The organism is Paraburkholderia sp. SARCC-3016, assembly GCF_031119615.1.
In the GTDB taxonomy this organism is placed as follows: Bacteria; Pseudomonadota; Gammaproteobacteria; order Burkholderiales; family Burkholderiaceae; genus Paraburkholderia.
Genome location: NZ_JAVHZD010000004.1, coordinates 114,461 through 132,984, shown reverse-complemented (window position 1 = coordinate 132,984; position 18,524 = coordinate 114,461). Strand labels below are relative to the sequence as shown.

At 62.8% G+C, this 18,524-nt stretch carries 12 protein-coding genes; 4 read left to right on the top strand and 8 right to left on the bottom strand.

The window, feature by feature from the left end; translation table 11 throughout:
- Positions 1–18 precede the first annotated feature (18 nt).
- On the bottom strand, positions 19–1,941 hold the full coding sequence (locus QYH69_RS05890; RefSeq protein WP_308830952.1) for an AAA family ATPase: 1,923 nt from the start codon (positions 1,939–1,941) through the stop codon (positions 19–21).
- Positions 1,942–2,309: 368 nt separating this feature from the next.
- Here QYH69_RS05890 and QYH69_RS05885 point away from each other — a divergent pair, with 368 nt between their 5' ends.
- Positions 2,310–2,471, top strand: coding sequence for a DUF1328 family protein (locus QYH69_RS05885; protein ID WP_075160405.1), 162 nt, complete (start codon positions 2,310–2,312; stop codon positions 2,469–2,471).
- Between the two features lie 85 nt (positions 2,472–2,556).
- Here QYH69_RS05885 and QYH69_RS05880 read toward each other — a convergent pair whose 3' ends face one another.
- On the bottom strand, positions 2,557–3,603 hold the full coding sequence (locus QYH69_RS05880; RefSeq protein ID WP_308830950.1) for a diguanylate cyclase domain-containing protein: 1,047 nt from the start codon (positions 3,601–3,603) through the stop codon (positions 2,557–2,559).
- A 363-nt stretch (positions 3,604–3,966) separates the two neighbouring features.
- Between QYH69_RS05880 and QYH69_RS05875 the strand changes: the two genes are divergently transcribed.
- The gene (locus QYH69_RS05875; RefSeq protein WP_308830949.1) at positions 3,967–4,440 is read left to right on the top strand and encodes a hypothetical protein; all 474 of its coding nucleotides are present in this window, start codon (positions 3,967–3,969) and stop codon (positions 4,438–4,440) included.
- Between the two features lie 43 nt (positions 4,441–4,483).
- Here the strand turns inward: QYH69_RS05875 and QYH69_RS05870 are convergent, their stop codons facing one another.
- Entirely contained in the window at positions 4,484–5,773 is a 1,290-nt protein-coding gene (locus tag QYH69_RS05870) for an MFS transporter (RefSeq protein WP_308830948.1), read from the bottom strand.
- 96 nt (positions 5,774–5,869) lie between these two features.
- On the opposite strand from QYH69_RS05870, the gene QYH69_RS05865 reads away from it, so the two are divergent.
- A complete protein-coding gene (locus QYH69_RS05865) occupies positions 5,870–6,823 on the top strand; it encodes a LysR family transcriptional regulator (RefSeq protein ID WP_308830947.1) in 954 nt (317 codons plus the stop codon).
- Positions 6,824–7,177: 354 nt separating this feature from the next.
- Positions 7,178–7,654 carry a hypothetical protein gene (locus QYH69_RS05860; RefSeq protein WP_308830946.1) on the top strand — a complete coding sequence of 159 codons (477 nt, stop codon included), beginning with the start codon at positions 7,178–7,180 and terminating at the stop codon, positions 7,652–7,654.
- Between the two features lie 37 nt (positions 7,655–7,691).
- Here the strand turns inward: QYH69_RS05860 and QYH69_RS05855 are convergent, their stop codons facing one another.
- The 5 genes from QYH69_RS05855 to QYH69_RS05835 form a co-directional block, all read right to left on the bottom strand.
- The gene (locus tag QYH69_RS05855) at positions 7,692–9,419 is read right to left on the bottom strand and encodes a ShlB/FhaC/HecB family hemolysin secretion/activation protein (protein ID WP_308830945.1); all 1,728 of its coding nucleotides are present in this window, start codon (positions 9,417–9,419) and stop codon (positions 7,692–7,694) included.
- Positions 9,420–9,467: 48 nt separating this feature from the next.
- A complete protein-coding gene (locus tag QYH69_RS05850; protein WP_308830944.1) occupies positions 9,468–9,851 on the bottom strand; it encodes a DUF6572 domain-containing protein in 384 nt (127 codons plus the stop codon).
- A complete protein-coding gene (locus tag QYH69_RS05845; RefSeq protein WP_308830943.1) occupies positions 9,852–10,049 on the bottom strand; it encodes a hypothetical protein in 198 nt (65 codons plus the stop codon).
- An 89-nt stretch (positions 10,050–10,138) separates the two neighbouring features.
- Positions 10,139–10,648: an Imm42 family immunity protein gene (locus QYH69_RS05840; protein ID WP_308830942.1), complete on the bottom strand. Its 510-nt coding sequence runs from the start codon at positions 10,646–10,648 to the stop codon at positions 10,139–10,141.
- 2 nt (positions 10,649–10,650) lie between these two features.
- Complete coding sequence (locus tag QYH69_RS05835) at positions 10,651–18,393, bottom strand: hemagglutinin repeat-containing protein (protein WP_308830941.1); 7,743 nt, start codon at positions 18,391–18,393, stop codon at positions 10,651–10,653.
- Positions 18,394–18,524 lie beyond the last annotated feature (131 nt).

Here is an 18,524-nt window from a genome sequence, read left to right as displayed (position 1 = left end):
CCGATGCGCCCGCGGAATTTACGCCGCGGCCGCTTCAGTCACGATAGCCGCTTCGCGCTTCGCGAGCGCAACTGCGTGTTCCCGAATCAGACGATAAACCGTCTCGCCCGGCACCGTCTCCGATTCGAGCAACTGTTCCGCGATCGCGCGCAGCACCGGTTCGTTGGCGCGCAACAGCGCAAAGCAGGCATCGTTGAGATCGTGCAGCAGCGCGTTCGCGTGCTCGATCGAATTCTTCAGTTGCAGCCCCGCATACTGCTGCGGCAGCGACGCGAGGCTGAACAGATTGCCGTCCGCGTTGAAGCCATGCTTCGAAACCATATCGAGGCCGATGCGCGACGCCTCCTGCAAGTCCTGCGCGGCGCCGCTCGAGGCTTCTTCGAACACGAGCAGTTCGGCATTGCGCCCGCCGAGCAGCACCTGAATCTCGTTGCGCATTTCCGTTTCGCGGTACAGGTATTTGTCCTGAGTCTTCGTGATCAGTGCGACGCCGAGCGCGCCGCCGCGCGGCAGGATCGTCACCTCTTCGAGCACGCCCGTGTCGAGCAAGGCGGCAACGAGGCCGTGCCCCGCTTCGTGCACGGCGATGCGCGTGCGCTCGTCATCGGACAACGCGCGCTCGGCGCCGTTGATATCGCCAATGCGCGCGATCTTGATCGCTTCGAGAAAATGCGTAGCGGCCACTTCGCGTTCGCCGGCCTTGCGCGCAACGAGGCCCGCCTGATTGACGATCATCGACAGCGTAGCCGGCGACAGGCCCGTCGTCAGACGCGCAAGCTGGTTGAAGTCGAGCTCGCCCGGTTTCGTTTTCAGCTTCGCGGCATAGAAGCGCAGGATTTGCGCGCGATCTTCGAGATCGGGCAGGCGCACTTGCACGGTGCGGTCGAAACGGCCTGGACGCCTGAGCGCTTCGTCGAGGTTGTCCGGATGATTGGTTGCGGCTACAACGACCACGCCCTCGTTCGACTCGAACCCGTCGAGCTCCGCGAGCAGCTGATTGATGATGCGATTGCTTTCGGCTTCGACGGGGCCGCTGCCGGTATCGGTACGCTTGCCGAGGCCGTCGGCTTCGTCGATGAAAATCACCGTCGGCGCATTCTTGCGTGCAAGCTCGAACAGATGCTTGACCTTCTGGATGCCGACGCCGTAGTACTTCGCGCTGAAATAGCTGCCCGTAATCGCGATAAAGTTCGCGCCGCATTCGCCGGCGAGCGCCTGCGCGAGGCGCGTCTTGCCGACGCCCGGCCCGCCTGTCATCAGAATGCCGCATGGCGCGCGCACGCCCATGCCGCTGAATTGCGCCGGCTCGGTCAGCCAGGCCTGCACGTCGGCGAGCGCCGCTTTCGCTTCGCCGGCGCCGATCACGTCGTCGAAACGCAGCGTCGGCGACTTGCTGAGCAGGCGCGCGCCGCCCATCATCTCGCGGCGCATGAACCAGACAATCCCGCCCAGCATCAAGACCGGCAGCAGCAGGCTCAGCGCGTCGCGCGCGTGATCGACAACGTCGGTCCAGCGTGCCCCCGCCGTTCGCACATCGGCGTCGGGCAGCCAGACGAGCTGATACGGCGACCTGGCGCCCGGTTTCAGGTCGCCAAGCAGCAGCGCATTCGAGAACGTGCCGTTATGGTCGGCCACATAATATTTTTCGCCGTGCAGCGTCGACACGAGAATCGCGTTCCGGCTCAAGCCAATGGCCGCGACATCGTGATCCTGTACGTCGCGCACCATCTCCGACGCACTCTTTTCGTTACGCGTCCACGCCGACGCGTCCGCGCGCATCTGGCTCGCGATGCCGCCCAAAGCCGTCGAAGACGCTTGCATGACGCGCTGCTCGTGCCGCCAATGCAGGAACATGAATGTGGCGGCAAGCGCGGACGCGAGCACGCCAAGGGTCACGTATCGGCCGATACGCGACCAAAGTGAATTCCTTACCGGTTTCATCAGCTGGTTCCTGAAAGGCCCGCGATACGGCGGCGCCGGAGTAAGTCTGGAGATTGAGTGGCACAGGCGCAGCGCGTTCGTGCACCGGATGACTGGCGATGCGCTGTAGAAATAAGGCAGTTTTACCGTCGGTAAAAGACGCCTGATATTCAGCAATGCGAACACGACCCTTATTGATCGCATTGCACCATCGCTATTATGCCTGGAGTCGTCGACAGGTAAAAATCTGATCAAAAGGCTAAAACCGGTCAATTCGCCGCTTTGCGGCCCCGTAGGCTTCGAGACAGGGTCGGGAACACACATTGCAATTGCATCGGTACGTCCGTGCAACGGTTCGCACGGTGTTCCCCACCGACGGAGGTCACATCATGCTCTATTACGCGCTGGTCTTCTTCATCATCGCGATCATCGCCGCCGCGCTGGGCTTTGGCGGCATCGCGGCGGGCGCCGCCAGCATCGCAAAAGTGCTGTTCTTTATCTTCCTCATCATCTTCCTCGTCACGCTCGTGATGGGCATCATGCGACGTTGACGAAGCAGGCCGCGCAAAGAAACGCAGCCCGGATTCACCGAGTGAATCCGGGCTGCGTTGTTTTTTACGTTCGAAACGGGGCGCGTCAGCGCGAATGCGATTTGAACGCTTCCCCCTGCATGCCGGCGCGATCGACCGCGGCGATGCGATTGCGGCCATTTTCCTTCGCGTGGTAAAGCTGCGCGTCGATCAGATTGATAAACGCGGTCTTGTCCGTGCGCTCGTTCGGCACGATCGTGCCGACGCCGAAGCTCGCGGTCACGCGCTGCTGATGCGGCGAGCGTACGTGCGGGATCGCTGCTTCCGCGATCAGCGCGCGGCACTGCTCGGCAATTTTGACGGCCGTGTCGGCGTCGGTATCGGCCAGCACGAGTACGAATTCCTCACCGCCGAAACGGCCCAGGAAGTGATCGGGGCCCGCCGCTTCCGCGAGCACGCGGGCGACACGCTGCAGACATTCATCGCCCTGCAGATGTCCGTAATAGTCGTTGTACGACTTGAAAAAGTCGATATCGACCATGATGACCGACAACGCGCGGCCGGACTGTTGCGCCGCGGTCCACGTGCGCGCCATGACGTCGTCGAATCTGCGGCGATTGCCCGTGCCCGTCAGACTGTCGTGAAACGACAGATATTCGAGTTCCCGTTGCAATTGCACGAGCTTGTCTTCAGTGCGCTTGCGTTCGCTGATGTCGAACATGAATCCGATCAGCGCCTCGACATCGCCTTTGTCGTTGCGCACCACATGCACGACGTCGCGCAGCCACACATAGCCGCCGTCGCGCCTCAGCGCGCGATAGTCGGCTTCATGATCGGTACCGGCCTTCGACTGCGCGACGCAAAAATCGACCACGGCCTGGCGGTCGTCCGGATGCATGCGTTCGGCCCAATCGTTGACGGTCTTCCACGTCGACGGCGCCCAGCCGAGCAGCGCTTCGATCTGCGGGCCGATGTAGGCGAACTCCATGGTCGCCCAGTCGATTTTCCACGGAATGGCTTTGGTCGATTCGAGCAGCGTGCGGTAGACGGCGCTGTCGTCGTCGCCGAACACGCGGTTCGGCGGTGCGAGGGATTCCTCGTGCCGCAGAAAGGCGGCCTCCAGAGAATGCTTCGGGTGTTCGTGGTCCGTCATGATGTGATTGCCGCTGGTTGCATGCGTTTGTCTTCCGTCACGGCAGTTCCCGGATCGTTTCCCGATCTTTATCGGCCCGACGCATAGCTCTATCTACGGTAACGACAGGCTTCTTCTGAAGGGCAGTCACGGGTTTTCCACTATAACGGACGCTCGGTCGCCTGTTCGAGCAACGGCAGCGAGGGGCCGCATTCCTTCTCGCTGACCGTCAGCGCGGCATTAGCGCTCGAGCGCGACCATCCATGCATGGAACCCGGTCCATGCAGGCTTGTCGCACTATGGTTTGCGCCGTTCGCACACAGCGTTGCTCGCACCGCGTGAGTGCGTGCCGGACGCCAACCCGTTCATTTATTGGGAGCATGCATGCGATACCTGACGATTCCCCTTGCCTTTGCTTTAACCACGCTAACGGCGTGCGGCGCATTCAGAACGCACGAAGCACGCGATCCGCAAGGCGAGTTGATCGGTTCGAACATTCTCGATCTGGTGCAGTCGGTCGGCATTCCCGACAAAACGATGAAGCTCGTCGATACGGGAGGTCCGAATGACCGGATGGAGGCGCAATGGAACTTCACGAACTCGGACGCGGCGCTCGATCTGAATGCGCTCGTGCTCGACCTGAAAATTGGCGGCGCCGGCAAATGCAGCATGACGGCGACGGTCGAGCGCTGGGGCGGCAAAGTGCTCGAGGTCAATTTCCCGCAAGCGCATAGCGATAGCATCGGGTCCGATTACGGCGCTTGCGAACCGCTCGTCGAAGAAGCGCTCGAGCACAACCCGCATACGCCGGTCGATCAGAAGTGGGATGCGTTTTCGCTGGTTGGCGCAGCGAAGTAAAGGCGATGCAAGCGTGCCGGTGTTCGTCGTCTCGATCTGCTCTTCAACCACGTCGCTCACGGGCGACGAAGCCGCACACGAACACCGCGATCGAGAACGTTAGCATGACGAGGCAAACGCCGCTCCATCCGGCCGCCGCCCACGCCGCGCCGGACAACACAGCACCGAGCGCCCCACCGACAAAGAAAATGCCGACAAACAGCGCGTTCATCCGGCCGCGCGTCTCCGGATTGATCAGGTTGATCGCGCGCCGGCCCAGCGTCTGATCGACGATGATGCCCGCATCGAGCGACGCCGCTCCCGCGACGAGCAGCGCGAGTGCGAGCCCCGGATGCGCGGCCGGCGAAAATCCGCCCCACCCCGCGCCGGCCACGGCGAGCACGAGGACAGCGGCAATCGTCAGCAGATGGGCGACGACCTGCGTGACGCGCTCGGCGCCGCGGTCGCCGAGATAACCGGCGAGCGGCGTGACGATCGCGCCTACCGCGCCGGCCAGCGCAAACGCAGCGATGCCCTGCATGCCGAGCGAAAACGGCGGCTGTGCGAGCAGCAAGGCAATGGCGGTCCAGAATGCGCTGAAGGCGCCGAGCGCGAGCGCCGCGAGCGTCGCGCGTTGCTGCAAGACGCGTTCGGTGCGCAGCAGTGTCCACAACGAGCGCAGCAACGCGGTGTAGCGCGCGTGAGCATGAGGCGTGCGTCTCGGCAACCGCATCGCCAGCACGACGGCGAGCAATGCGTCGGCACAGGCCTCGATTCCGTAGAACACGCGCCAGCCGAACGAACCGGCCACGACGCTCGCAAGCGGACGCGACAGCAGAATGCCGAGCATCACGCCGCTCATCACATTACCGACCGCGCGGCCGCGCCGATGCGCCGGCGCCATCGACGCCGCCATCGGCACCAGCATCTGGATCACGCTCGATGTCGCGCCCGCCAGAAACGCGGCGACGAAAAACGACGAGCCCGAGCGCGCCAGCGCCGACACGCCAAGAAAGATCGCGCAGCTCAATAGCGTCCGGACGATCAGCCGACGATTTTCCACCAGATCGCACAGCGGCACGAGCAGCAGCAGGCCGGCCGCGTAGCCGAGCTGCGGCAGCATCGCGACGAGCCCGGCCAGTTCGGGCCGCAGTTTCAGCGATTCACTGATCGGGCCCGTCAGCGGCTGCGCCGCCGAGAGGTTCACGATGATCACACCGACTGCCGCGGCAAAGAAAAACGTAAGCGGCGCGGTGAGCACGGCCTCGGGCGCGGCCGGATGGTCCGCCGACTCGGCGAGTGTGGAAGGCCCATGCGGCAGGCTGCGCGCACAGCTATCGGCGGATTGGGTCATCGTGCGGAGTCCGTTTCTATAGCGATCCGGTTATCGTACGGACACCGACTCTATGCGACAATTGAAATATCTCGATAATGATTATGCGAGGTTGTTTTGAACACGCGAGACTTGCAGGCGTTTGTGGCGGTGGTCGAAAGCGGGTCGATGATTCGCGCGGCGGAGAAGCTGTTCCTGACGCAGCCGGGGCTCACGCGCCGCGTGCAAAACCTCGAAACGTTACTGGGTGCCGAATTGCTCGACCGGCAAAGCAAACCATTGAAGCCGACGGCGGCGGGCAAGGAGGTTTACGGCCTGGCGCGCGCGGTATTGCGCGCCGTCGACGACCTGATGGCCGTCACTTCGCCCGACAGCGAGCCGGCCGGCGAAATGAAAATCGGCGTTCCGCCGTTCCTGTCCGATCTGGCGCTCGAACAACCTATCGATATGCTGCGCAGCGCGTTTCCGAAGTTGACGCTGCGCGTCACGGCGGGCTGGTCGCCGGGTCTCGTGCAGAACGTCGAGCGGGCCGCACTCGATATGGCCGTCGTACTCGTGCCGGCCGGCATTGCGATACCCGATACGCTGAGCGCCACGCTGCTCGGCATCAAGCCCTCGGTCATCGTCGCGCCGCGCGCATTCGGCCTCGACGATGAACCGAAGACGCTTGCCGAGCTATCGCACTACCCGTGGGTACTGAATCAGGATGGCTGTGGAATGCGCTCGACGTTGAGCCGCGCGATGTCGGCCGAAGGCCTCGAGCTGAACGTCGCGGTGGAAGCATTCGGCTCGGAGCTGCAATTGTCGCTTGTTGCGCGTGGACTCGGCATTGGGCTTGCCTCGCCCGAGGTGCTCGAGCGCAGCCCGCATCGCGAGTCGTTGCAGGTTATGGATGCAACGGATTTCGAGAGCATGCTCAATATCTGGCTCGTCCATGCGGCCCTGCCCGGGCGTTTGGTGCGGCCCGTTGCGTTGATGCGCGATGCGCTGGCAGGGATGCTGGGACAAGAGCAAGCTCTTGCTGACGAGACATCGCGTTCTGTGGAGAGCATTGTTTCGTCGGTGCGGTAAGTGCATGGGGTTTGTAGAACGACATGCGAATTCTCTATATGCCTCGCGAAATTGCTTAATAGACTTGAGATTTCGACGAGGTTTCATTCATTTATTTAGGATTAGAAATATTCATATCCCGACGGGTGATAAAATAGCTTATATGGTTGGCCTCGAGCATGTGCGGCGCTTTATACTTCGGATTCCATCACGATTTGATGGCTCAGGTTTAGCGGCCTGATCAGTCGAAACCGGCACGCCTGCGCAAGCAGGCCGTGCTTTCCCTCTGCACGTCTGCCCTCAACGGGCGGGCCTTGGCAGGGAGGCCTTCGGGTCTGCCGGTTTTGGTTTCGACGCCGGTCCGCTAACCCTGTCATGTGCCCGCTCACCCTTTCATTCGTTGGGTCGCGGGCCTTCTCTTATAGCGGAGGAAGCAGAATGACCAATAACGCAAAAACAGTTTCGAACGAACAACGGAAGCTTCGCGACGAGACATTGCGAAACGCGCAACGGATCGCGCTCGACACGGCCCAGGGTGACGCGTCGAACGACACGCGCCAATCCATTTCGCCCAAACAGCGCAAGAAGCGGTACGCGCATCTGGAGCGCTTCAGCGTAGCGGCTGTTCATCAGGCGATCCGGGCGAGCCGGCAACTCGACCAGATCAGCGCCATGGCCGGCATGATCGCGCGCGATCAGGGATCGTCCAGAGAACGGAAGGCGCTTCTTGAGGGGCTCGAAAGCCTCGCGCGAAACTACGCGTCCGAGGCACGCATGGATATGGAGCATATGTCTATCGCGCAGCTGAAGCACACGCCTCGCTGGAAGCGGTTCAAGCAGCAGATCGGGTGAGTGCTGCCAGGACGAGCCGGTGCCGTGGCTCGTGCGTTCAAAAGCTTGCGGCCAGCGAGACGCCAAGCGTCACGCGCGCAGTCGGGAATGCCGCTGGTTTGTACAGCGGGGTTCCCGCGAACAGATCGTAGGTCACGCCGGCATACTTCGCGGGTACGGCGCCGCGGAGGCCAATCGCCGCGCCTGCCAGTTGAGTCCCCGCCAGAAATGCCGTGTTCGGTCCGAATACGCGCCCATAGTCGAGTCCCACGTATAGCGTTTGTCCGGTTGCAAGGACCGGCCATTGCAGTTCGTTGCGCCAGAAGAAACCTCGTTCTGCGGCAAGCATCGTTTCCCCGTCGAAACCGCGCACGGTGTAGCGGCTGCCGATGGTCAGGTCATCGATGTAGAACAGCGTGTCGCGCGTGTATTGACCATGTAGTGTCGTGACGTAGCGGAAATTCTGCGATGCAATTGCGAACGGCACGGACAGGTTCGCGTCGAGCGCGGCCATATGGAAACGGTACGTCGGGCCGTCGATGTACGGGTCTGGCGTTGCGCCAAGGCCGCCGATTCCCTGGCGCCAGGCGAGCGTGCCGTCGAACTGGGCCGCGCCGAAGTAATGCCGGTCTGTTACGCCGAGTTCGAAAAACGTGTTGTTGCGGGCTTGTGTCGGTATCGTTGCGTCGTCGATGAAGCTGTCGCCGAAGCGCTTCGAGAGCTGCACATAACCGCCGAGCACGTCGTTCCGGCTGCGCGACAGCACGCGCGCGATGCGCAGGGCGGCGGTCTGTGAATTGCCGCTCGAAACAAACGTCCGGTTCACGCCGGCAATGTGCTGGTAGTAAGTGTTTGTGTTGCCCGACAGGGTCGCGGTCCAGTAGCCGAACGGAACGGAGTACGAACCATTGAAGCCGTGCGAACCGAGCGACTTGTTGCCGAACGACAGGTCCTGATTCGCGCCTACGTAAAATATGTCGTTGAGCCCGAGCGGGTTGTCGATGCCGAGGCTGACGTTGCCTTGCCATTTTCCTGTCGACGACGTGCCCGCGTTGTCGACCGATGCAACGAAAGTCCAGGGCTTCGCGCGTCTGACCGTCACGACGACGTCGCTTTCGCCTGGGCTATCGGTGGGTTCGATCTTCATGTCCACGTCCTGACTCGCGACGCGCTTCATCTGCTCGAGACCCTGTTCAAGGTCGCGCATGTTCAGCAGACTGCCGCCCGTGACGGGAAACGCGGTCTTCCATGTGCCCCGCATGGAAGGGTCTGCGAGTCGAACCTGCCGCACGAGGCCGGGCACGAGCGCGAACGACAACGTGCCGGCCGTCAGGTCCTGCTGTACCACCAGTACGCGGGTGGTCACGTAGCCGCGACTGAGCACCGCCTGCTGCAGTGCTTTGATCAGTATGTCGATGCCTTGCTTGCCGACGCATTGCCCCTTGTAGTGGTCCAGCCATTCGCGGGCGAATGCGAACGGGTCGAGCGGCAATGCCGAAGCGCCTTTTGCTTTCGCTGCGGCTGGCAGGCTGTCGGGTACGTCGAGCGCGAACCGGTCGATGCGGAAGCACGGCGTTTCGGAAGGCAAGGCAGGAAAGGCTTCGAGCTTCGTCAACGTGGACCGCACGGTGGGTGCCGTTACCGCCGCTTCACGCTGCTGTGCGTCGCGCCGCTGCTGCTGGTTCTGTTCGGTTTCAAGGCCACCGAGGCTTTGTCCCTGTACATTGGGCGCGAGCACGACCAAAGCCGTGAGCGGCAAAGCCGCCAGGCTGTTTTTGATTTTCATAGGAGATGCGAGATGGCGCCGGACCCCGTCTGACATCCAGCGTACTGATTAAGCGTTTAGCGTTTCTAGTTTTTCAATGAGCATCGCAGCCTGGGACGATTCACCGGACGGTGGAACCTTGTAGGCAAGCTCAAAGCCAGCTCCGCGGACAATAGCGCGTGCTTCTTTGAAAAAATCCAAGGCCCGCGGAGAAAGGTCGTATTTCGAAATAACCTCAACGACGAATTTGCAATCCCTTGTATTTGGATTGTTTTCGTAGACCTGTCCACTCTCCAGATCGACAAGATAGGTGTTGATCTTGTCTTGCAAGAGCGCAAGGTGGTCCTGTTCCGCCTGATCCCATTCCAGATGATCGGATATCCCCAAGCGAGCGATTCCGTTGGCCGCGTCGATGCCGATAACGTCAACGACGTCCGTGTCTAAAATGGACATTCATTTCCCTCCGTTCACTGTGGGCGGGCGGACGATCTTAACTTCGGTTGGCGGAATCACCGTCCCGCCAGGAAACCCCGGCTTTCCCTTGCCGACAACAACACCTTCGCAATTCGTGCCTTTCCCGACGATTACCGCGCCTTCGCTCACCAATACCGCGAAGGCCGCCTCCTGATTTCCCGCAATTTTGCGCGTCATATTTTTCGACCTTCGAGAAGGCGTCAGACTTATCCAGTCCTGCTGTTCCGTATAAGTTGAGAAGTCGTCACAGCATTGGCTCTCATTACCTATTCCTGCTTCGCTCCCAGAAGTTGGTTGAGTTCACCGTAGACAGTCGATGCGATTCCGTCGAATTCACCTGCCGCTAACTCAACTGCCTTGACGGTACATCCGCCGTCGCTCGAGTAAACGATTTTAGAAAGCTCTCCCGTATCCACCAGGTAGATATGGCAAGCTCTGAAAATGTCGACAGGTGGGCAAACGTCAAAGCACGCCGGCATGGCATCTGTTGGTACCAGCTTTATCAGGTCGTCGCCATTCTTGTTCAGGTATCCATAGATAACGCGAAAGATATCTCTGCCATCGCACGACGCCACAGACGGTGCCGTGCGCTTTCCAGCATCGCCAATGATGTATCGCATCGAAAACAGGACATCGCGTAAGGATGTTCCTTCGTCAAAGTCACCGACTTGTTCTCCACCGATCCAATAGCAAAATTTGCCAAACATCCACGCGCCGCCAGAATGTTCGTCCAGTTCAAACTCAATACCAAACCTTGCTTTATCGCCGTGTAGCATTCTCATTTCCCTAAGATTTTCAGAACGCTCGCCGGAACCTTCGAAGCCGGGATCGTGCCGCTGAAATGGACTGTCCCAGCGTTGTCCGAGAAGTATTGATAGTAGCCGGTCTCACCCAGCGCGTACCAAGTTCCCATGCCCCCACGCACCGCGCCGTCCTGGTACGCACTCTGAGCATCTGCCGGCTCGGGAGTTTTTTTGGGGTTATACAGTGGGCTGCTAGTATCGTGCGCCGGATTCGTCTGGTAGGTGGGCTTCACCCGAGCATCAACGTTTGACGGGTTATAGGGATCATCTGATAGCGCAGGGCTGGGGGTGCCGTTGTCCGAACCCTTTGAGAAGATCGCGTTGCCTGGCACATATCCCGGCGTTGTCAACGCGGCGTTTACGGCACTCGCATCTGCGAGAACTAACCCAGGACTTGCGACAGGGGGTTCGCCACCGCCCATACCAACGATCGCGCTCAAGCCGTTCGCAATGCCTTGCATCGCGAGAGAGAACAATGACGTTGACTTCTTCTCAGGATCGCCCGTCAGCGCTCGTTCATCGTCGACCGACTGGTTGTACAGGTGGACGTTCGAGCCCATCGCCGCACCCGCTGTACCGCCGAGCGCAACACCGCTCACGCCCGCAGCAATATTGGCGGCAAGACTGCCGACAAGGTCCGACCCCGTCGCTGACGCGACACCCTTCGAGATATCGCTCAGCGCTCCAGCCATCTTCGACGCCATGCCCGCGCCAGCCGCGCCGCCAATCGTGCTGAACGCGCTGCCACCGCCGAGCCCGCCAATCAGCGCGCCGCCTGCGACGTGCAGTTCCGCACGCGAATCGCCGCCTTCCTTCCAGTTGTTGTAGTCCGCCGCCGCCGCGGCCATGCCCGCGCTGTCGCCGCGGTCAGAAGCGGCCTTGTACTCCGCCGCCGCATCGTCGCGCTTCATATCCGCATACGCACCGATGCCTTGCGACACCGTCTGACCCGCAGCCTGTGCCGCCGCCATCGTGTCGGCCTGCTGATTCAGGATGTTGTTCACGTCTGGTGTCTTTGCAACGGACCCGTTCGTGTTGGTCGTGTCTCGCGACAGGCCCGCAACGTCCTGCGTCTGGCCCGCACCGTTCGTCACGTCGATCGTGCCCGCACTGATTGCGCTGCGCGTGGTCGCGCTCGAATCGCCGTTCTCGTTCTGCGAAATCATCGGCGTGACGCCGCCCGAACCCGGCACCGAGCCAGGGCCGGTTGCCTTGCCTGTGTTGGGGCCGACACCCACGCCCGCACTGATGCCGTTGCTGTTCGCGCTGTAGTGCGACCGGTTCCGGATGTCGCTGAACGTGAGCGTGCCAGTCGTCAGGCTGTTCTTCGACGGGTGCGCCGTGCTCGAAATCACGCCGCCCGTCAGGCCCGTGTTGCCCCGGACGTCGACGTCAAATCCATCGTCGCCCGCATTGATGCCGGCCTGTTCGTTTACGCCCGCATAGTTCGAATCGGCATGGCCGTTCTGCGCGCTGAAACTAGCGCTGCCGCCGCCCTGGCTGACGGTAAATCCACCACCCGTGCTGCTCTGGTGCGCGGCGCTGTTCGTCACGTCCTGCACGCTCGTGATGTTCAGGTTGCCACCTACGTCCGCCGCGATCTGCCTGCCGTTGATCTGCGAGCCGACGATGTTCGTGTCCCCACCCGATACCACCGTGACGCTGTTCGCGCCGTTCACATGCGACGCATTCTGGATCGACGCATCGCTATTAGCGTCGCCATGTGCGTTCGACATCGCAGCAGAAACGCCAAAGCCGCCGCCCGCGGTGTACTGCACGCCAATGCTTGCACTGCTCGACCTGTTCGAGCTACGCGTCGAATCCGTGTCGGTCGTGTTGACGACGTTCACCTGGTTCTTCGCCGCCAGCATGACGTCGTTCGCGCTGACGTTCGACCCGGCGATAGTCAGGTCGCCGCCCGTCGCCACGAACCCGGCTGTGCCGCGTGCCTGCACACTGGAGCCGCGGTGTGCCGTCTGGTCTTCGGACGACTGGCTTTCGCTCCTGCTCGACCCGATGCTGACCTTGACGCCGATGTCGGGCTTGCCGTCCGGTGTCATGCCGGCCCTGGCTAAGCCCGCCAGACTGATATCGCCCGCCGCGGCAATGCTGTGCAGGGCAGCAGCGCGGTCGTTGCCCGTGCTGGCAGAGTGCTTCGCCGCCTGACTTTCCGAATAGGCGTTATTGATCGCATCCCCGACCGAACCCGCCAGACCAATCGTGAGGCCGCTGCTGCTGGTCTTCTGCGTCTGCGCCTCGTGCGACGTATTGGCGGCCGCGTCGATGATGACGTTCGCTGCCGTGCCCGCGAGATTGCCGCGCGCAACCAGGTCGCTGCCCGTGACGTGCAGGGTGTTGCCCGCCTGGATCGACAGGTCGCCGTTCAGCGATCCGACCGTGCTTGCGTTGTTCGTGACGCTCGACGCTTCATTCGTCGTCGCGAGTTTGTTCGTGCCAACCGTCACGGTCAGGCCGCTCGCGCCCAGGCCAGTGCGTTTCTCCTGGTAGCTGCTGGACGACCGCATGATGTCCTGCGTCGTCGTGATGTTCACGTCATGCGCCGCACTCACCGCAACGTCGTTCGTGCCGACAATCGTGCTGCCGTTCACGTTGATGTCCTTGCCGCTGGCGATGGTCACGGCATCTGCCGAAACCATGCTGCCCTGCGAGAGCGTGGCGGATGCGTTGCCCGAACTGGATACGTCCTTGCCACTCACGACGTTGCTGTGCCTATGCTGCTCCTGTGAATTCTCGCCGTGTGTTGCCGTCGCTGCGCCGATGTTGACGTTGCCCGCCGCCGCAAGCGTCGCAGTACCCTTGTCGAGACTGATCGCGCTGCCCGTGACATTGATATCCTTGCCCGATACGACGCTCAGCGAATTGCCCGAATTGAGCGTGGTCGCCGTCAGCGTATCGTCGGAACGGTGCAGCGATTCCGAGTAGCTGCCGTGGCTGTCGCTGCCTGAACTGTTGCTGTCGACCGTTGAAGTTGACTTCGCAGCGTGCAGGGTCACATTGCCGTTCGCGGCAAGCGTTCCGCCGCCCGCGAGATTCATGTCTGCGCCGGTCGCCGTCAGGTCGCCGCCAACGCCAATCTGCGAAACGCCGCCGACCTTGATGGAACTACCGGTCGCCTGGTTGATATCCGTATTCGACACCCCGTTCGCGCGTTCGACGATCTTGTGTTCGCCCGTTTGCACCGAGCCGATGGCATAGTTGCCACCCACGGCCATACCGAGGTTGCCGCCGACGTTCAGATTGCCCGCGTTTTGCTCGACGTTGCCGCCCGTCACGATGACGGCATCGCCAGCGACATTCAGGTTCGCCATCGGGCCGAGCGTCGTCGTCCTGCGTGTCGCGCCGGTCGCGCTCACCTGATCGACTGTGCTGACCGCGGTGTTCAGCAACAGGTCGCCGCCCGCGTTCAGCGCGAGACTGCCGGCGTTCACCGTTGCCGATGTCAGGTCGACATCACCCCTGGTCGTCAGCGACATGAGGCCGCCGCTTTGCAGCGTGCCAGATGCGTTGCCGATGCGGTTGCTCTGAATCGACATCGCGTTTCCAGCCTGCACCGTGCCGCTGTTCGTGAACGTCTGCGCGTTCTGGATGTCGATGTCGGTTGCGGCAATCAGCGGGCCGTTCATGTTCTGCTGACTGGCCTTCGCGAGATAGACGACAGGCACGAGCACGGCCTGCCCGTCAATTACCTGGGTCTGCATGATGACGACGTTGCCCGTCAGCGCCGCCACCTGTTCCGGCGACAGGCTCATGCCGAGCGGCAGATCGAGTGACTTCGACAGCGACGCGCCCGCCTCGAGCAGCGACTCGTACATCGACTGGAGGTCGGTGTACGGGCCGGGCACCGCCTTGCCCGTGAGCGACGTCACCTGGTTGCGCACGAGCTGCTGCTCGTAGAACCCGTCGCCCAGGCGCTTCGCAGTCGTCTGCGGATCGAGGCCAAGCTGTTGCAGGTAGTAGTCGCTCGAAATGAACGTCTTCCGGTTCGTGAACGCCGGGTTCGTTTCGACGAGATACGTTGCGCCCGGCGCGGTTGCGGGACTGAAGAGGCCCCCCTGGGGTATCGACAGGTTCTGCAGCACGGCCTGCGCCGTCGCGCCGGCGATGACAGGATTGACCATGCCGCCGATATCGACGCCCGGCATCGCCTGACCCGGCGCGAGACCTGCCGGCGGAACGCCCGCATTGCCCGCCGTGTTGTCGATGCGGATGCCGCTGCCCGATAGCGTGCCGCCCGCCACGAAGCTCGACTCATACGACGGCAGCGCGTAATGGCGGACATCGGCCGGCGCGGCCTGCGCGTAACCGCCCGGCCGCGAGCCGATGAACGGCGCATCGCCGAACGGCAAGGTCCAGTCCGTAACGCTGTGGTCGTAGTTCGTGTAGTGGTAGTAGCCCGAATACGTAACCTGTACGCCCGGTGCTGTCTGACCCTGCCAGCTGTCCTGGTCGAGCGCCATGGGCGCAGCGATGTCGCCGGCCGCCGCCACCGCGCTCCAGTGATTCCGGAACACGCCCACATTCGACGCATCGAGGTTGCCGCCCGCGATGACCTGCGCCTGCGGGCTGATGCCGGCAATCAGGTTCGCGACCGCCGCGCCCGTGTAGGTCGTGTACTGGTAGCCGCTGTTCCATTGGCCGCCGTGCGGCGGTTCGATGTATGCGCCGCCGATTGCGTTCGCGTCGCCCTGCGTGGTCCAGCCGACATACGGATGCTCCGCGGAACAGGCGTCCATGTGAATCGCCGTACAGCCCGACAGGCCGATGCCGAGCCCGGCAAGCAGGCCCGGGTCCACCGGCTGGTTCAGGCCGGTCGTCGTCATCGTCGTGCGGGTGTTCGTCACCTGACCGGCGTGCAGTTCCATATCGCCGGTGGATTCGATCAGCCCCGACTGGTTGCGGACCAGGCCCGCATTCGTATAGTTGCCGTTCGCGTCCTTGCCGCCTGCGAGCACCACCTTGCCGGAACCGTAGATCGCGGTCGTCGCCTGGGTGTCGGTCGCCGTCGTGTCGTCGCGGTTTTCGATGTCGTTCGAGAGCAGTTCGAGCGTGCCGTCGCTGTCGGTCGCGCCGATCAGCGCGGTCGGCCCCACGTTCGACAGGCTTTGTGTCGCATTCAGCGAGACGCTGCCTCCGACCATCGCGCCTGTGTTTTCCAGCGTGTCCGAATGCGTCGCGAGTATGCCGCCCGCCATCATCGTGCCGCTGTTTCGCACGTCACCCGCGCGGATATTCAGGTTGTTCGCCGCCTCAACCAGCGCGCCATTGCTGAACGTACCCGGCAGCGTAAAGGACAGGTCACGCCCCGCGTTGAACCGGACATCGGGCGTCACCGCGAAATCGCTCTGAACGGTCACTGCAACGTCATGGGCTGCGCTATATGAGCCGCCGCCCGTGAGCGTCGCGGCATGGACGGCGAGGTCGTGCGTCGCGCCGATCCGGCCGTTCGCGTTCGTGAGCGCGCCGCTCGTTGTGATTGCGACGTCGCCGTATGAGCCGGCGAGCGTGCCTATCTGACCGCCGCTGTTGTCGACGGTATCGCCGTGCAGCGTGACGCTTGCGCCGCTGATCTGGCCGCCGCGCTGGCCGCTCTGCGTGTTCACGAGTGCCGACGTGTCGACGGCAACACGACCGTTGCCCGTTATCACGCCGCCGCGGTTGACGGTCTGGCTGCCGCCCTGCACCGTCGTGTTGCCCGTGCCGAGGTTGCTGATAAGACCGTCCGTGTTCTCGACGGCAGCGGCATGAATCGCGAGCGTGCCCGCGTCGCCCGCTGTGCCCGTGCCGGACTGGATCTGTCCATCGGTGTTCGTCAGCGTGCCGCCGCTTGCGAGCGACAGCGACGAGAGCGAACGGACCGTGCCTTGCGCGTTGTTGAGGTCGCCCGCAATCGTGGCTGCGATGTTTCCGTGTGCGGCGACCACGCCTTGCGCGTTGTTCAGACTTCCGGCCTGCATGTCGATCTGGCCCGCCGCGATGATCTGGCCGCCGACGTTCGAGAACGTGCCGCTAACGTCGAATCCCATCGACGACAGGCCGTATTGCGTCATCGTGCCCGCGTGATTCAGCAGGTTCGTCGCGTGCAGCGCGAGCTCGTTTGCGTCGATGTCGCCACCGCTGTTGTCGAGCGTGCCGCTCGCTGTCACCGTCAGATGCGGCGCGACCATCCGCCCGCCCCGGTTCGAAACCGCGTGCGCCGTGATAGTCTGCGCGCCGCCCGACGACATCGCACCGCTGTCGTTCGTGAGCGTGCCTGCCGCGCGCGCGTCGAGCGAGCCGCCCGCGGTCGTGGTCGCGCCCGACAGATTCAGGTCCCCGCCGTTCGCCGCGAGCGCTATCGCGCCGTTGGCAGAAGTGGTGCTGCCCGCGAGATTGACCGCCGCACCGCTTACGACCGCATTGCCGCCCGCCGCATTGCGGCCAGTCGCCGTGACAGCGCCGGACGCGCTGACATTCAGGTCGCCAGACTGCGCGAGCGACCCATCGCCGTTCAGGCCGGCCGCGAGCGTGCCGGTCGAACTCACCGAGCCGGCGCTGACGGTCGTGTTCTGCTGCGCGGCAAACAGACCGCTGTTCGCCAGCGTGCCGGCCGTGCTCAGCATCACGTTCTGCTTTGCGTACGTCGTGCCGATATTGTCGATGCCATCGCGCGCAGTGACGATCAGATCGCCACTCGCGTTCGCCTGGCCCGCCAGCACCAGCTTGCCCTCTGTCGTCAGCGTGAGGTCGCCGGCCTGCGCCGCGAGCACGCCTTTCGTCGACACGCCAACGCCGTGCTCCGTGCCGACCAGCCAGATACGGTTCGCGTACATGCCGCCGAGGCTCGCGACGTCGATCGACACACCCGGCGCAGGACCGTCGCCGGCAATCGGCGTCGCGTTGAGCGTGTCATGCCCGACCGCGTTCGCGCCGGTCACGACGTTCAGGTTCTTCGCATGGATCGCTGCATTCGCCTGCACTGCTCGCGCAAGCAGGTCGACCTGATCCGCACTGGACGCATCGAGCCCCGCGCCCGCGATGCTGATGTTCCCGTGCGATACGTTGAAGCCGGACAACGAACCGTCGGCTGCAAGGTTCGGCGTTCCAGTGGTGAGCACCGCCCGCGAAGTGTTGATGAATCCGCCGCCGTTGACCGAAATCCCGCTGCCGTTGGCAATGACCACTTCGGCGCGTCGGCCTGCCACCTCCAGATAGCCGTTGATCTGGCTAGCGGCACCGCTGTTGACCTGATTGACGATGACGCGCGCGGCCTCGCCGGCGCGCAGGTTCGGGTTGCCGTCGATCGCACCGGCCTGCTGCGTCTGCACGATCGCCGGCGAGTTGTTCAGAATCGCGCCGCGCGGCTGCACATCGAACTGGCCGTAGGTGTTCATCGACACGCCCGCGCCGGACGGCCGGTTGATATTCACCTGCGGCAGTCCGTTGTGCGTCTGAACGATTGCAGGCGCATTCGGACCCCACGGAACGATTCCGCCCGGCGTCTGCGCATCAGCCCCCGCAGGCAAAGCGCCCGTTAGCACCGACGCGACAATGGCGATCTGTTTCAGTTCGAACGGCAAGACAGCAGGAATTTTCCGCGCCGCGCTTCGGGTCCTTCCAGTCCGCCCCGTTTCTTTTCCACTTGCCGCCGTCGTTTCGCTGACTGCGACAGGCATTTCTCTGAGCCGGCTATAAATCAGCCGGTAGTTATTCCGGTTCATCCGCGTCGTTTGGATTGCTAACTTCTAACGACGCGTAAACTAACGCGCGACCGCGCTTTCCGTCTCGTCACACGAGACAGCAATGAGCCGGATACAACGCTTCGCGCTAAATCGGATTTCTCCTATCGAGC

Excerpts from the sequence above, each read along its gene's own strand:
- QYH69_RS05890 (WP_308830952.1), bottom strand. The coding sequence starts at position 1,941 with ATGAAACCGGTAAGGAATTCACTTTGGTCGCGTATCGGCCGATACGTG.
- QYH69_RS05885 (WP_075160405.1), top strand. The coding sequence starts at position 2,310 with ATGCTCTATTACGCGCTGGTCTTCTTCATCATCGCGATCATCGCCGCC.
- QYH69_RS05880 (WP_308830950.1), bottom strand. The coding sequence starts at position 3,603 with ATGACGGACCACGAACACCCGAAGCATTCTCTGGAGGCCGCCTTTCTG.
- QYH69_RS05875 (WP_308830949.1), top strand. The coding sequence starts at position 3,967 with ATGCGATACCTGACGATTCCCCTTGCCTTTGCTTTAACCACGCTAACG.
- QYH69_RS05870 (WP_308830948.1), bottom strand. The coding sequence starts at position 5,773 with ATGACCCAATCCGCCGATAGCTGTGCGCGCAGCCTGCCGCATGGGCCT.
- QYH69_RS05860 (WP_308830946.1), top strand. The coding sequence starts at position 7,178 with ATGTGCCCGCTCACCCTTTCATTCGTTGGGTCGCGGGCCTTCTCTTAT.
- QYH69_RS05855 (WP_308830945.1), bottom strand. The coding sequence starts at position 9,419 with ATGAAAATCAAAAACAGCCTGGCGGCTTTGCCGCTCACGGCTTTGGTC.
- QYH69_RS05850 (WP_308830944.1), bottom strand. The coding sequence starts at position 9,851 with ATGTCCATTTTAGACACGGACGTCGTTGACGTTATCGGCATCGACGCG.
- QYH69_RS05845 (WP_308830943.1), bottom strand. The coding sequence starts at position 10,049 with ATGACGCGCAAAATTGCGGGAAATCAGGAGGCGGCCTTCGCGGTATTG.
- QYH69_RS05840 (WP_308830942.1), bottom strand. The coding sequence starts at position 10,648 with ATGCTACACGGCGATAAAGCAAGGTTTGGTATTGAGTTTGAACTGGAC.
- QYH69_RS05835 (WP_308830941.1), bottom strand. The coding sequence starts at position 18,393 with ATGAACCGGAATAACTACCGGCTGATTTATAGCCGGCTCAGAGAAATG.